The 14,413-nt window shown below is 71.9% G+C and carries 14 protein-coding genes; 9 read left to right on the top strand and 5 right to left on the bottom strand.

Features of this window, described 5'->3' with window-relative positions; all coding sequences use genetic code 11:
• The first annotated feature begins 637 nt into the window (after positions 1-637).
• The 6 genes from ABZY33_RS06720 to ABZY33_RS06695 all read left to right on the top strand — a co-directional run bounded on the left by ABZY33_RS06720 (position 638) and on the right by ABZY33_RS06695 (position 6,881).
• Complete coding sequence (locus ABZY33_RS06720) at positions 638-1,243, top strand: hypothetical protein (protein WP_356490390.1); 606 nt, start codon at positions 638-640, stop codon at positions 1,241-1,243.
• The gene (locus ABZY33_RS06715; RefSeq protein ID WP_356490389.1) at positions 1,240-1,935 is read left to right on the top strand and encodes a Fic family protein; all 696 of its coding nucleotides are present in this window, start codon (positions 1,240-1,242) and stop codon (positions 1,933-1,935) included. Before ABZY33_RS06720 ends, ABZY33_RS06715 begins: the two co-directional genes overlap by 4 nt.
• A 383-nt stretch (positions 1,936-2,318) precedes the next feature.
• Positions 2,319-2,612, top strand: coding sequence for a transposase (locus ABZY33_RS06710; RefSeq protein ID WP_356490388.1), 294 nt, complete (start codon positions 2,319-2,321; stop codon positions 2,610-2,612).
• Between the two features lie 205 nt (positions 2,613-2,817).
• Positions 2,818-3,735, top strand: a complete 918-nt coding sequence (locus tag ABZY33_RS06705; protein WP_356490387.1) for a hypothetical protein — start codon at positions 2,818-2,820, stop codon at positions 3,733-3,735.
• A 440-nt stretch (positions 3,736-4,175) separates the two neighbouring features.
• Positions 4,176-5,693, top strand: a complete 1,518-nt coding sequence (locus ABZY33_RS06700) for a hypothetical protein (protein WP_356490386.1) — start codon at positions 4,176-4,178, stop codon at positions 5,691-5,693.
• Between the two features lie 150 nt (positions 5,694-5,843).
• The gene (locus ABZY33_RS06695) at positions 5,844-6,881 is read left to right on the top strand and encodes a sulfotransferase (protein WP_356490385.1); all 1,038 of its coding nucleotides are present in this window, start codon (positions 5,844-5,846) and stop codon (positions 6,879-6,881) included.
• 109 nt (positions 6,882-6,990) lie between these two features.
• Here the strand turns inward: ABZY33_RS06695 and ABZY33_RS06690 are convergent, their stop codons facing one another.
• The 3 genes from ABZY33_RS06690 to ABZY33_RS06680 all read right to left on the bottom strand — a co-directional run bounded on the left by ABZY33_RS06690 (position 6,991) and on the right by ABZY33_RS06680 (position 10,711).
• Positions 6,991-8,109 (bottom strand): adenylate cyclase regulatory domain-containing protein, encoded by a 1,119-nt coding sequence (locus ABZY33_RS06690; protein WP_356490468.1) that lies wholly within the window; start codon positions 8,107-8,109, stop codon positions 6,991-6,993.
• A gap of 74 nt (positions 8,110-8,183) precedes the next feature.
• Positions 8,184-8,633, bottom strand: coding sequence for a universal stress protein (locus ABZY33_RS06685; RefSeq protein ID WP_356490384.1), 450 nt, complete (start codon positions 8,631-8,633; stop codon positions 8,184-8,186).
• A gap of 149 nt (positions 8,634-8,782) precedes the next feature.
• Positions 8,783-10,711 (bottom strand): GtrA family protein, encoded by a 1,929-nt coding sequence (locus tag ABZY33_RS06680; protein WP_356490383.1) that lies wholly within the window; start codon positions 10,709-10,711, stop codon positions 8,783-8,785.
• A gap of 85 nt (positions 10,712-10,796) precedes the next feature.
• Here ABZY33_RS06680 and ABZY33_RS06675 point away from each other — a divergent pair, with 85 nt between their 5' ends.
• Entirely contained in the window at positions 10,797-11,795 is a 999-nt protein-coding gene (locus ABZY33_RS06675) for a glycosyltransferase family 2 protein (RefSeq protein ID WP_356490382.1), read from the top strand.
• Between the two features lie 76 nt (positions 11,796-11,871).
• Here ABZY33_RS06675 and ABZY33_RS06670 read toward each other — a convergent pair whose 3' ends face one another.
• Positions 11,872-12,096 (bottom strand): hypothetical protein, encoded by a 225-nt coding sequence (locus ABZY33_RS06670; RefSeq protein ID WP_356490381.1) that lies wholly within the window; start codon positions 12,094-12,096, stop codon positions 11,872-11,874.
• A gap of 203 nt (positions 12,097-12,299) precedes the next feature.
• Here ABZY33_RS06670 and ABZY33_RS06665 point away from each other — a divergent pair, with 203 nt between their 5' ends.
• Positions 12,300-12,731 carry an Rrf2 family transcriptional regulator gene (locus ABZY33_RS06665; protein ID WP_356490380.1) on the top strand — a complete coding sequence of 144 codons (432 nt, stop codon included), beginning with the start codon at positions 12,300-12,302 and terminating at the stop codon, positions 12,729-12,731.
• 82 nt (positions 12,732-12,813) lie between these two features.
• Positions 12,814-13,566, top strand: a complete 753-nt coding sequence (locus ABZY33_RS06660) for a glucose 1-dehydrogenase (RefSeq protein ID WP_356490379.1) — start codon at positions 12,814-12,816, stop codon at positions 13,564-13,566.
• Positions 13,567-13,665: 99 nt separating this feature from the next.
• Here the strand turns inward: ABZY33_RS06660 and ABZY33_RS06655 are convergent, their stop codons facing one another.
• A complete protein-coding gene (locus tag ABZY33_RS06655) occupies positions 13,666-14,319 on the bottom strand; it encodes an NAD(P)-binding domain-containing protein (RefSeq protein WP_356490378.1) in 654 nt (217 codons plus the stop codon).
• Positions 14,320-14,413: the final 94 nt, after the last annotated feature.

Below are 14,413 nucleotides of genomic sequence, written 5' to 3'. Positions count from 1 at the left end.
GCGCGCAAAGCGCGGCGTAGGACGCGTCAGGGGCGCACGGTCTGGGGCACGGCGGCGTCCAGGTCCGCCGGCGAGCCCCGCATGACCGTGCGGACGGGGTCGGCCAGGTGCCGTACCGGCCGCGGTGAGCGGGTGCGCGGCGCCCTCGGGCGCGTAGCGCGTGCGGATGAGCCGGGCGGGCTTGCCGCCGACGACCCCGTGGTCGGCTCCGACGGCGGTGACCACGGCGCCGGCGGCGCTCTCCCATTAGCCGGTACTGCTGCGCGCCTACTCTGATCCGGGCCTGCCGGAGCGGTCCGCGGGGGCGTTCTCCGCTGCGCTGACCCGCGACTCGCCCCACCGAACCGGTACACATCCTGGGTGCTCAAGCCGGGCATCCAGGGCACTCGCTGCCAGGAACCGAGCGGGGAACTCGCCGCCCACGCACGTCAGAGCTTCACCACGCTGAAAAAGGAACAGGCCCGATTGCTGGGCCAACGGCAGGGGGGAACCCCTGCGGCGCCAACGGAAACAGGCCGACGGAAATACGCGGTGGAGCCCGGACGCCGCGCACGGCAGAGTGGGTGGGATGGTGAGTGAACCCCGGGCCCGCGCCCTGAGATGGGCAGATGTGGATCCGGTTCTCCATCCGTTCGAGATGGACGACGAAGCGGCGGAGGCGCTGGTGAGCCGCGTCGCACCCCTGCTCCCCGGTGCTGGAGTCGGTCGCGAGGATCACCGGCCTTCGCTGGATCCTGTCACCGAGTTCCTGATGGGCCGGTACGGCCGATGGGCCTGCGGATGGAACTGGTCGGTCGGTGAGGGTGACGTCGACGGAGGCGTTGTCGAGGTCTGGTGCTGCGCGTCCCACTCCGTGACGACCCCGGACGCGACTGCCCCGTTGGTCGTCGCGGCGCTTCAGGAATGGCGTGGCTGGCTCGAGGACCTGGCGGAGCGGTTCGCGGCCCTGGCCCCGCCGGAGAACACCGAGGTGTCTTCCGTGGACCTCTGGTACTGGGAGCGGGCGTGCACGCGCCTGGTCACCGTGGTGGCCGACCGCACCCAGGCCGAGAGCGGTTGGTACGGGCACTGCCTGCAAGTCCTGCGATGGTTCCTCGCCTTCAACGGCATCGACGAGGACCAGGCCGAGGAGATCGTCAAGAACGCGGTCGGCGGCCGGTTCGACAGCTGGATCGCGCCTGACGTTCCGGTAACCGACGCGGTGAGCTCGCGGTTCGCCAGGGGCGTGGGCGGCATCCGATGACCGCCCCGCCTGACCGGCCGAAGGACAGTCTTGCCGACTGGTTGCGCATCCGGCCGAAGATCTGCTGGCCGCCCTGGCGCGCCGCGCGCCGCGTCCCGGCCGCACCGGCCCGCGACGGCTTCCGGGAGTTCTTCGAGGCAACGCGAGGCGGCCGTGACAGCGAGGGAACCGCGCGCGTCCTGACCGCCCTTGAGCTGGCCGTCGCCGACGCTGAGCAGAACAGGCCGCTGACCTTCGCCCTCCTGACGACGTGGCAACGGGCTGTGCTGGGCCAAGACCTGGTCGGTTTCCGCACGATGCCGGCCTTCGCGAAGGGCGGACGGGAGCGCTACGGCCTTGCCCCCGATACGCGGGCGCAGTTGGAGCACTGTCTGTCCGAGAGCCCGCAACCTGATCCGCCCCTCCCGTCCCGCGCTGCCCGGACCTACCTCGACATCCTCTTCTTCCACCCGTTCGAGGACGGCAACGCCCGCGCGGCGACACTGGCGCTGGCCTTCGTCCTGGCACGCGAAGGCGTCCTTCTCGACCAGGTCCACCCGTTGCAGACCACCCGCTGGGCCGACGACGCGGAAGGCGCCGCCGATCTGGCAGTGCTGCTCGGAATCCTGATCACTACTGCGCCCGCGTGCACGTCCACCACTCGACCGCGGCCGGTCCGGCACGGCCGCCCTGGACTGCCTGCTCAGCAGTGACGGTCGTCGAGTGCTTCGTCGACGTTCCACAGGACGGGCATGGCGCCGACGGGCTCGAACCGGATCTGCGGGTCATTGCTCTGGATCAGTCCGACTCGACGCCGGGCCGAGCGGTCGTGGCGGTCGGTTCCGGACTCCGCTCCGTGCCGCTCCGGTAGGCGTCGAGGAAACGGAGGAACTCCTCCACCGGAGTCGCGCCGTCGGAGGTGTGGCGCTCGATCTCAGCTGCCAGGTGAGGGAGTTGGCCATACCGTTCTGCTCATGGAGCCGGCGGCCGGGACGCTGGCGTCGGGAGACGGAACGAGTCCGAGCGGATCACGGTGCCGCCGGTCCCAGTGACTCCGGTCGTCACCATCAGCGGCCGGCGTTCGGGACGGCTGCCGGTGGCCGGACTGATTGCGATGCGGCCGGGTTCCCGGACCCGGCTCTGTCACCGTCTGCGGACCCACCCTGCGGGGAAAGGCGCACGTCCCAGCACGGGTGAGCAGGACTTCATCGCGCTGATCGACGGCATCCGTCAGCTGGTCGGGGCGCCGATCGTGCTGGTCCGGGACCGCCTGAACACCCACGTCTCCCGCAGGACGCGGGAACTCGTCGCCGAGCGGGCGTGGCTGACGGTGTTCCTGCTGCCCGGCTGCCCGCCTACTCACCCGACCTCAACCCGCTCGAATGGGTAGGGGCCCACGCCCTCGACGGCTTCATAGCCGGCACCGGCCTGACCCTCAACGACCTACCGTCACCCTGACGAGGTGCAATCAGTCATCGCACAGGACGGCGCGAAGGGCCGGTCTTCGCTCCCCGGCGGGGGCGGAGACTGCCCCGACCTGTAGCGTGGCGACCTTCGGGCGGCGTAGGCCCTCGGAGTCGCAAAGGTGAATCCCCATGACGATCGACGAGCTGCCCGTCGCGTGGAGGCTGTCCCCCGAGGACGTTCAGGCGGGGTGGCGTGCGCTGTGGTGGACCGTGGGACCGGACGGCGAACTCGCCGTGATGCTGGTCCAGTGCCGCTACCTGAGCCGCGACAAGTATCCCCGCGGGTGGATCGGATGGCGTCCCGAGACGCCGTTCGACGGGGAGCTGGTCATCACCTCCGGGCAGGAGCAGCGGCGGATCCCGGTCGAAGGGATCGAGATGTGGCCCAGCCATCTGGCCCTGCTCCCGGGGTCCCGGTTCCTGCTGGCATCGGGCCGCACCTACCGGGACGCGGAGGGAGCCTGGCGGGAGAACGCCGTCGTGTACTCCCCCGAGGGCCGGCCGGAGGGTGCCTTCTGCCTCGGTGACGACATCCCGGCCCTGGTCAGCGACCGCAGCGGGGGTATCTGGACCGCCTATGGCGACGAGGGCATCTACGGCGGCCACCCGGAGTCCGCGGCCGGCCTGGCGGGCTGGAACACCCGGGGTGTCGCGACGTGGGCGCCGAAGGGGAGACTTCCCGCCTGGCCGCTGGAGGGTTGCACGGCTGCCACGGACGGCGAGTCGGTGTGGCTGGTCTGGTACAGCCCCAAAGGCACCTTCCTCACCCGGATCACACCCTCCACCGGCGAAGTCGCGAGCTACCGCAGCCCGGTGAAGGCCCCGGACGGCTTCGCCGTGCGCGGCACGCGGGTGGTCCTGACCAGGCGCGACCACTACAAGCGCAGGACCACCGTGACCCGCGCGGAGCTGGTCGGCGACGTGTGCGTCGCCATCGGCCAGGAGCGGGTGCGGGTGCCAGGGCGGGTGGTCATGAAGTGCGGCCAGGGTCGCGACGGCACTCTGTGGCTCCGCGCCGGCCATACCTGGGTGCGCATCGACGCCTGAGACCCGCGGCCGTCAGACAGGCAGCAGTGCGCCCGTCAGGGCCCACCCGGCGGCAGTCCGTCGGGGAGACGCCGATCGCCGCCGAGGGGTGCTGACGCAGGGCGACGGCCGCGACGTCCTCGACGGATCCTCGCGGAAACCGGCTTCTCCCTCGGCCTCCACCACCATCACCCTGAAGCGCCGACGTCAGGTACACGCAGTTGCACGTCTACAGCGACCTTCCCTGGTACCTGCGCGAACTGGGCGCCCCGGGCGAACAGACGCTGCCGGCACTCGCGGAGGCCCGGTTCGCGACGACAGCACGCATCGCGCGGGGCAGAGGACTGCGACGACGGATGCCGGTTCCGCCGCCCGGTCCCGCTCTCCGGGGACCTGGGCTGTTCCCGAGTCGTGACAGCGAGCTGTTGGTCGGTGGACAAGGCTGTGTTCGACTGGCTCGCATGCCTGTTCAGCCCGCGAAACGCCGTCTCCCGAGCGGCCGGTTCCGCCTCGTCGTCCTGTGCGCCGTCGCGGCGACGCTGGCCGGACTCGTAGCGCTGCTGTCCGGCAACGTGACGAGGTCCGCCGACCCCGACCCCGACTCCGGGTTCGTCGCGCCGAGGACGTATCACGTGAAGCCGCCCGGCGGTCGGAAGCGGCCCGAGCGCGACAAGCCGATCCACATCGCGTACGCGCGCGGGGACAGAGCGGGCGAGAAGACGGGGCGTCTGACGATGGACGTCAGCGACGCCGGGGAGACGCTGCGGCTGAAGCAGTTCGGCAGCGGCTGCAGCAGCTTCGGCGGTGGCGTGCGGGTGGAGTGCAAAGTCGGGGCGAGTTACGACAGTTGGGCCGACTGGGCGGGTGCGCTGCCCTACGCGGCGCCCGGCAGCAAGGCGGGGGACTCGGGCGAACTCCGGCTCCGTTACCGGGCCCCGGACGGGCACATGGCCACGCGGACGACCACGGTCGTGGTCGGCGGGCCCATCCTGGAGGTCCGGCATCCCGAGACCCTCACCGGCGTCCGGCCCGGCGCCGTGACCGGCTGGGACCTCGCCGTTCGCAACACCGGCGAGACGACAGCCCACGGTGTGGCCCTGCTGGTCGCGACCGACGGCGAACTGACCATGACGCAGCACTTCGCCAACTGCCGCTACCCCGGGGCCGACGCACCACCGCGGACCGCCTACTGCACCTTCCCGGACCTACGGCTGCGCCCGGGCCGGACGGCGGTCTTCAGCCCCGGTCTGCGGCTGCGGACCCCCCACGTGCTGGACCACGGATCGCTCCGCCAGTCCGCCTGGCCCCTGGACCTCGGCCCGTACCAGGACGTGCTGGTGCCCGACGGCGGCGAACCGGGTGACGGCCCGCCGCTGCACGCGCGGACACGGTCGGGCGGCAGCGGGCCATGGAGCGACGAGCGCGAGGCATGGACCGAGGTCAGCACCGACAATCCCGCCGATTACGCGGCGATCGGGGCCCGCGTACGGGTGGCTCCGGGCGGAGAGCGGGAGGTACGGGTGGGCGGCCGCACCGAGGGGCCCGGTGATCCGGGACAAGGCGGCGCGTACGACCTCGTCTTCACGGTGCCGCGCGGAGCCGAGGTGGTGCAGGAACCGATGGAGGAGATCGACGAGGACGTCGTCCAGCCGGTGTGCCGGCATAAAGGCACCGTCTACAGCTGCCCGCTGCGCGTGCACGACCCCGGCGCCGAGGAGACCTTCGCGTTCACGCTGCGGTTCGGCGACCGTGCCGGTGACGGCGCCGTGCGCCTCCGAGAGCGTAAGGACAGTGCACCGCCGGAGGACCCCGACACGACCGACCACACGGCCGCGGTGACGGTGGACCTCGACGCACGCTACGCGTCGTCGCCCGCCGCCTCGGGCCACGGCCTCGCGTGGAGCATCCTGGGCGGCCTCGCGGCAGGCGCGTTCGCCGGGGCACTGCTGCTGCGGCGGCGGCGACGGCAGCGGCGGTGATCGCGGCGGCACCCGTCGCCGGGCGGGCTCGGGCCCGCGCGCGGAGCCCCCGCACCGTCGCCCCGCCGGCGCGATCATGGGTGTGCGCCCATCCGCCCGGGGACAACCTTGGTGAGCGACCTCGACTCCGACCACCGGCACCCGTGGAGGGTGATCTTGCCTACCCTGACCTTCGTCATCGGCACCGGACGCAGTGGCTCCACCGCGCTGTCCCGCATCCTCAACACGCACCCGGACGTGCTCAGCCTCAACGAGTACATGGCGTCGGTGGGCGACACGGCCTTCCCGCCGGGGCGGCTGTCGGGCGCACAGTTCTGGGACACCCTCTTCCGGCCCACCCCCTACTTCGCGGCCATGATCCGCAGTGGGGTGCTGATGCCGGAGTTCCTCTACACCCGCCGCCCCGGACGGTACTCGGCGCAGACCACGGGTATCCCGGCGCTCTCCCTCATGGTGCTGCCCCACCTCTCCGACGACCCCGACGCACTCCTCGACGAGATCCGCGCGGCCGTGACCGACTGGCCCGAACGAAGGGCCGCCGCCCACCACGAAGCCCTCTTCGCGTGGCTGTGCACACGGTTCGGCCGGAGTGCCGTCGTGGAACGCTCCGGCTACTCGACCGGCTGGGCACCGAAGTTGCGCACGGCGTTCCCGTACGCGAGATTCGTCCACCTCTTCCGGAACGGACCCGACTGCGCGCTGTCCATGAGCCGGCATTCCGGATACCGCACGATCACGCTGATGCGCGAGATCAGGGAACGGACCGGAGCGGAGGACTTCAGCGACCTGACGGCCGATCACCTGCGCCTGCTGCCACCGGATCTGGCGCCCCTGCTGGAGGAACGCTTCGACCCCGCGCTGGTGCGGGACCGGGACCTCCCGCTGCGCCGCTTCGGCACGCTCTGGTCCGAACTGGTCGCCCAGGGAACGGAGTTCATCGGGTCCCTGCCAGCCGGACAGGGCGCGACCCTTGCCTACGAGGACCTCCTCGACCGGCCTCGAACCGAACTGGCCCGCCTCGCCGCCTTCGCCGGGGTCCAGCCGCACGGCGAGTGGCTGGACGGCGCGTGCGGTCTGCTCGACGACAGCCGTCGCGGGACTGCCGCGAAGGAGCTGACGGCCACCGAACTCGGCGACCTGACGGCGAGTTGCGCACCGGGTATGCGCGCACTGGCCTCCGGGCAGTGACCCGGCGGGCGGGGCGACCCCTACCCGAGCACGGTGGTGGCCTCGCGCCCCGTCGACGCCGGGGCGCGGGGCCGCGAACGCCCGACAGTTCACGCGGTGCTGACCGTCCTCACCGGTGCGGACGCCTCGCCGTCGGCATCTCCACAGCCCCGGCCGATCGCTCCGGAGGCGCCTGCCGCAGCAGGACAGGGCGCAGCCTGCTGTAACCGCGCACCGACACCGGCCGCAGCACTTTGAGGTCGTAGGCCGCGGTGCCCGCCAGCTCGCCGGCGAAGGCCGTGTCGACCAGCACGGTGTCGGGGCGGGCCACCGCGGTGAGCCGGGCCGCGATGTTCACCGCGGCTCCGTACACGTCGCCGAAGCGGTTGAGCACCGGGCCGTGGGCCAGCCCGGTCCGCAACTGCGGCAGGCCCTCCTCGCCCTGGACGCGGGCGGTCAGTTCCAGCGCGATGTCGGCGGCCGCGGACGCCGACTCACAGACGAAGAGCACCTCGTCGCCGATGGTCTTCACGACGCGGCCCAGCCCCTCGGCGACCACGTCACCGGTCAGGCTCTCGAACCGGTCGAGAACGCGGACGAGTTCGGCGCTGTCCAGGCCACGCGTCATCCGCGTGTACCCGACCATGTCGGTGAAGCCCACGGCGAGGTGACGGAGATCGGCGCCCTCCCGCGCGGGCCCCGGCTGGCCGCCGTCCCCGGCGCCCGGCCCGACCCGCCCCCGGGACACCAGGGCCGCTCCCGCCGCGCCCTCCTCTCCGGCGCCGGGCAACCGCTCCGGACCGCCGCGCGGCGGCTGCGCCGCCCCTTCCCCGAGCATGCGTCCGGCCTGCGCCGCGAGATGACGGCGCCACACATGCCGTTGGAGCAGCTCCATCTCCGGCAGCAGCGCCGCGGCGTGCTCCAGCAGGGCCGCCGCGTCGCCGGAGGTACCCAGGTCGCGGTCGAGCCAGTTCCAGAGGGTGTGCATCTGCCACTCGGCGAGCCGGGACAGATGATGGCCGAGGGCGCGCGCCATCATCGTCTCACTCTCCTCGGTGATGAGCCCGGCCCGGATCAGCCGTTCCCCCGCCCGCAGCGCTTCGGCGTCGGCGTCGGTGAAGACCCGCGCGTCGTCGTCGACCACCGGGAACCCGAGCGCGCGCCAGATCTGCGCCGAGCGCTCGGGATTCACCCCCGACTGCTCGGCGATGTCCCGCCGCGTCCAGACGCGACCGCCCCCCAGCAGCATCTCCTCGATGGCCGTGCGGAGTTCACCCGTGCCGGACACGTCGTCCGGCGTCTGTCGCGACCGCTCCGCCGCACTCACGTGGTGTGCACGATCAGCACGTCGAGCCCGGCCTTCCTGGCGATCTCCGAGGGCACCGAGCCGAGGATGCGTCCGGCGAGCGAGCGCAGTCCCCGGTTCCCGACGACGACGAGGTCGGCCGCGCACTCGCGGGCGGTGCGCACCAGGGCCGCGACGGGCTCGTCCTGCACCGCGACGGACCGCACCGCCGCCACACCGTGTGCCCGCGCTCTGTCGGCCGCGGTGCGCAGGGTGTCCTCGGCCGGTGCCGACCCCACCACCTGATATGCCTCGCGCCCCAGTTGGTCCTGGGCCACCGCGAGTTCGGTGTCACGCATCGGAGAGTAGGCACAGACGACGACGAGTTCTGCCTTGCAGGCGGCCGCGAGCCGGGCCGCGCTCGCGACGGCGGTGAACGACGACTCGGAGCCGTCCGTGCCGACCAGGACGGTCTGATAGGCGGTCAAGGTCAATCCCCTTACTCAGTAGTAAACTTACTTCGAAGTAAGGTAAAGCGGCGCTGGTGCGCCGGGCAAGATGCGGTACGGGATCAGACCGCTGTCCCGGACGCGGGAAGACCCCGGCCGGGGGAGCCTTACGCCCGCGATCCGAGCGGCTACCGGCTGCTCGCCCGCATCTCCTTGCGCCGCATGACGAACCCGGCCAGGACGAGGAGGAGCGCGAGGGTCCCGGCGAGGGCGGGCCAGTACACGTAGCGGTAGTTGGATTCGGGCGCGGTGGGCAGGTAGGCCAGGATGTACAGGGCGCCGCTCGCGCCGAGCAGGCGGACCTCACGCGCGTAGGGGCCGGGCCGGTGACGGCGTAGCGCGAGCACCAGGGACAGGGCCAGCCAGAACCAGCCCTGGAAGAGGACCGGGACGTCGCGCACGAACCCGGTGACGTAGCTCTGGAGCATGGCGCCGAGCTGTCTGTCGACCGGGGCGCTCGCCACCGCGGGGATGTTCCGGGCGGCCGTGGTGGTGCCGTGCTGGAACTCCTGGTTGCCCTGGAAAAGGAGTTTGGCGAAGACCCGCACTCGGTACTTCGCGTAGCCCGCCGCGTGCTCGGGCATCTGCTGGGTCCACATCCGGACGACGACGTCTGCGTGGCGGCCGAGTTCCGTGGGGCCGAGCGAGGGTTGGCGCGGGTAGCAGCGGAAGTAGGCGTCGCTGGCGATGTCCCGGGCCTGGCACCGCTCGGCGGCGGTGCCCAGCCGGGCCCGGAGGTCCGGGCTCGCGCCGGCCTGCCGGGCCGCGGCGCGTACCTGGCCGGGCGTGAGCACATGGACGAGATCGTCCAGCGGGATCTGCGCGTACTGGCGCGTGGCCACCGGCGCGGTGGCCGCGGACACGGCCACACTCCCGGCCAGGGTGACCGCGGCGAACAGGCCCGTGGCGACGAGCCACCGGCGGCGACGGCTGCGCGCGGCGGGCCGGGTCGCGAGCACCAGCAGGACGAAGACGGGGACGACGGCCAGGATTCCGTTCTTGCGGACCAGTACGGCATAGGCGAGGAACAGCACGCCCACGGCGAGCAGCGTCCAGCGGACGCCGTTGCGCCGGCCCTGCGGCACCTCCCGCGCGACGAGCGCGAGCGCGCAGGCCGCGAGCAGCGCGTACGCCATGTGGACGTCCTTCCACACCACGCCCGTGAGGTTCACGACGTGCGGCGCGAGACCGATGGCCAGGACGGCCAGCGAGAGACTGCGGCTGCCGGTCCTGCGCCAGAGGGCCACCGCCAGGGCCCACAGTGCTCCCCACAGGACCGCGGCCTGGAGCGCGGCCATCGCGGACATGGCGCCGGTGACCTGGATCAGCACCCGCCACACCACCACCATCACCGGCGGATGCCAGTCGGTCACCGGTCGCTCCCGCAGTGCCTGGAGGAGCTGGTCGGCGCTGTCCGGGCTGAGGTATCCGGGGTGGAAGACGGTGGACACGGCGTAACCGCAGAGCGCGGCGAGCGCTGCCAGCCACCACGGCCAGCGCGGCCGGACCGAGCGCGGCGCGGACTCCTCCGATGCCGATGCGGCGGCTCCTTCCGCGCCGACCGGACTCAGCCCGCCGGACCCGTCCGGACCCGGCCCGGCGAACACCCGGGTGCGGTACACGGCGAACCGCAGCCCCGTCGCCGCCGCCCAGCCGACGAGGCGGGCCGCGTTGTCGCTCCACGCCGAGTCGAGGCCGAGCAGCTCGTGCGCGACGTAGACCGGGGCCGCGGTGATGGCGAGCCCGGCCAGATTGATGCCGACGAACCAGGCCACCTCGCGCCGGGTCGCGCCGTGCTTGTGGTCCCGGTAGGTCCAGTGCCGGTTCCCCCACCAGCTGACGGCCATCGCGACCCCGGTGGCCAGGGCCGACGCGGCGACGGGTGCCGAGCGCAGCACCCCGTCGCGGGAGAACGGCGTACCGGAGATCAGCACGTTGAACGCGGCGAACTCCACCACGAAGGCGACCGCGCCGACCACGCCGAAGGCCGCGGCCTCCCGCCAGATGTTGCGCACCCACTCGATGACCCGGAGATCCCACGTCGCCCGCTGCAGCACTCTACGAACCTAAGTGAAGTCGAAGAAAAGGGACAAATCAGACATAATCACCAGTGATCAATCGTACGCGAAGGGAAACCCGCCCATGAGCCCGACGGTCGCCTGTGTCGTGCCCTGCTACAACGAGGAGACGGCGGTGGGCCAGGTCGTCCGCGACCTGCGCGCCGCCCTGCCCGAGGCGGTCATCTACGTCTACGACAACGCCTCCACGGACGGCACCGTCACCGAGGCGCTCAAGGCCGGGGCGATCGTGCGTCACGAACCGCGCAAGGGCAAGGGCAACGTCATCCGCCGCGCCTTCGCGGACGTCGAGGCCGACGCGCTCCTGATCATCGACGGCGACGACACCTACGACGCCGCGCGCGCCCGGGAAATGGTCGACCTGCTCTTCGAAGGCCCCTACGACCAGGTGGTCGGCGCCCGGCGCCAGACCGTCGACACCGCCTACCGGGCCGGACACGAGGTCGGCAACAAGCTGCTCACCGGCGCCGTGCGCACGCTCTTCGGCAACGACGTCAGCGACATGCTCAGCGGCTACCGCGTCTTCTCCCGCCGCTACGTCAAGTCCTTCCCCGCCCTGTCGCGGGAGTTCGAGACCGAGACCGAGATGACGGTCCACGCGCTCAGTCTGCGGCTGCCCACCGCCGAGATCGGGGTCGGGTTCAAGGACCGCCCGACCGGCAGCGCCAGCAAACTGCGTACCTACCGCGACGGCTGGCGCATCCTCAAGCTCATCCTGGGGCTCGCCCGCCGCCAGCGCCCCGCGCTGTTCCACTCGGTCATCGCCGGTCTGCTCGCCGCCGTCTCCCTCGCGCTCGGGCTTCCGGTGGTCGTCGAGTTCGCCCGCACCGGCGTCGTGCCGCGCATTCCGACCGCCGTGCTGGCCGCCGCCATCATGATCATCGCGGTGCTCGTGCTGCTGGTCGGGTACATCCTGGAGTCGTTCATGTACATGCGTCAGGAACAGACGCGGCTCGCCCATCTGCAGTACCCGGCGCCGTCCCGCAGCGCGGACTACGTACCGTCGGCGCTGCTGCGCAGCTCCGGCTCCGCCAGGGCGGGGCGCCCGGGAGCCGCCGCCTGAAGCCGAAGCCGCTCGGGGCGCCCGCGCACTCGGGTGGGTACCGCGGCAGGTCTTCGGTCCCTCAGCCGTCGGTCCCTCAGTCGTCGGCGCGATGCAGCTGGAGCTGGCGGTTGGCGAAGAGTTGCACGTAGCCGCACCGCATGCAGATCAGCCCGGTGGCGGTCTCGTCCGCCCAGGCCACCTTGAAGAACTCGCCACCCGTGCTGTTGAGCTTCACCCCGCGCTCGCGGAAGACGTCGTGCTTGCAGACCTGGCAGGTGATCCACATGTCACCCAGCGAGACGCGCACTGCTTTGGCCATCTGTCCCCCTCGTCATCGTCGTCCGGAGCGGTCACCCGCTGCTTGATCATCGCGGGGGAACCGCCGCCCGGAAAGCCAATTGAGCAAATACTGAGCAAACGGCATCGCGCCGGCCTCTGAGCCTGCCGGTCCGACACGACTTGCCGCCAGCCGATGTAACAACTATCGTTACGTCCAAGGCGGTCGCAGGGAGTGAGGTGGGCATGAGCGCCAACAGCAGGCTGACCATCGCCGCGCACGCCCTGACGTGGATCGGGCTGTACCAGCGCCGGGGGCACGACGTCGCCACCTCCGAGCAGATCGCGGCGAGCGTCACCACCAACCCGGTGGTGATCCGCCGCCTCCTGTCCGAGCTGCGCCGGGCCGGCCTCGTCGACTCGCGGCGCGGCGCCGGGGCCGGGTGGACGCTTTCGCGGGAGCTGAAGGAGGTCACCCTGCTCGACGTCTACGAGGCGATCGAGCCGGGCCCGATCTTTGCGCTGCACCGCTCCACGCCCGACCCCGAATGCGTGGTGGGTCGTGGTATCGGCCCCGCGCTGACCTGTGTCTACGGAGAGGTCGAGGCCGTGCTCCGCCGGGAGCTGGCGAGAACCACGCTGGAGGACGTCCTGCGGGACGTGCTCGACGCCGCCTGACCGACCCCTCGGGGGAGCGGGGCGACGTTTTTGTGGACGTAAATGTAACAAGAGAAGTTACGTCGAGGATGGAGAGAACGTCATGGGGCAGCTGGACAACAAGACCGCACTGGTGACCGGCGGATCTACCGGCATCGGCCTGGCCATCGCGCGCCGGTTCGCCGCCGAGGGAGCGACGGTCCACCTGACCGGGCGCCGCAAGGCCGAACTGGACGCCGCCGTCGCCCAGATCGGTGACCGCGCCATCGGCGTCCAGGGCGACGTGTCACACCTCGACGACCTCGACCGGCTGTTCGCCGGGATCCGGGAGCGCGGCGGCCGTCTCGACATCGTCGTCGCCAACGCCGGTGTCGGCGACTACGGCCCTCTCGGCGAGATCACGGAGGAGGAGTACGAACGCACCACCTCCGTCAATCTCAAGGGCACGATCTTCACCGTGCAAAAGGCGCTGCCCCTGCTCTCGCCGGGCGCCTCGGTGCTCCTCCTCTCCTCCAGCGCCGCCCTGCGTGCCGCCCCGGGGCTCGGTGTCTACGCCGCCACGAAGGCCGCGATCCGCAGCCTGGCCCGCACCTGGGCCGCGGAACTGGCCGACCGCGGGATCCGGGTCAACGCGCTCACGCCCGGGCCCGTCACGACTCCCGGTGGTGACGAACTGCGGGCGGCGTTCCCCCAGGACGGCCGGCACGCGGCGGCGGAACCCGTCGCGCCGACCCCGCTGGGACGCGCCGGCCACCCCGACGAGGTCGCCGCCACGGCCCTCTACCTGGCCGGTGACCAGAGTTCCTTCACCACGGGCGCGGAGCTGTTCGTCGACGGCGGCGCCACTCAGCTCTGAGGGCGGCTCCGCTCCACCTGCGTACGGAGAGGTGTGCGCAGCCGGACGCTCGATCGACGACGGACTTCGCACTCCACGCTGACTGCTGCCGGCAGCCAGTCACTCCGTCGCGGCCTTCGCGGGCACGCGGGGTATCGCTGCGTTGGGGTCGATCCCTGCGAAGGCCAGGCCGATGACGAAGCCCGCCACCTCCTCCAGCTGGCGGGCCCGGTCCAGTCCGCCGAGTACCGCCGGCGTCCCACCGGCGTCACGCACCAGTTCGCCGACGACACGCAGCGCCGGGGCGTCGTCACCGCACATCGGCACGGTCGCGCCGCCGGGGTCGGCGCCGGCCGAACCCGTCCACTGAACGGCGGGAAAGAGATGGAACGCCTTCACCACATGCGCTCCCCGCGCCACACCCGCGATCCGCCGCGCCATCGACTCGCCAGGCCCGGTGAGCAGAACGCCGACACCGTGCGAGACCGGGTTCGTGGGATCGATCAACGGCGTCCCCTCCAGCAGGCCCTCGGGTGCCCCCGCCGACCCCAGCATGTCCTCGACGCCGTCCCACGCGACGGCGAGCAGCACCACGTCGTGCCCGACGGCCGCCTCCCGCGGCACGACCGCGCGGGCGCCGTGACCCAGCCGCTCGGCGAGCTTCTCCGCCTTGGCCGATGAGCGCCCCGCGATCGACACCTCATGCCCGGCGCGCGACCAGGCCGCACCCAGGGCCGCGGCCAGCGAGCCGGTTCCCAGAATCCCGATGCGCATCCTTGCTTCCTCTCCTGTGGTCGTCAGTGACGCGGTCACAGTAAGGAAGGCGTTACGCACCGATCGGTACGCGATGACGGCGCGATGATGGACG

Origin of the sequence: Streptomyces sp. NPDC006552, assembly GCF_040611655.1 — a bacterium.
Lineage (GTDB): Bacteria > Actinomycetota > Actinomycetes > Streptomycetales > Streptomycetaceae > Streptomyces.
Note: the sequence above shows the minus strand (reverse complement) of the source record. Positions and strands in the feature narration are given on the sequence as shown.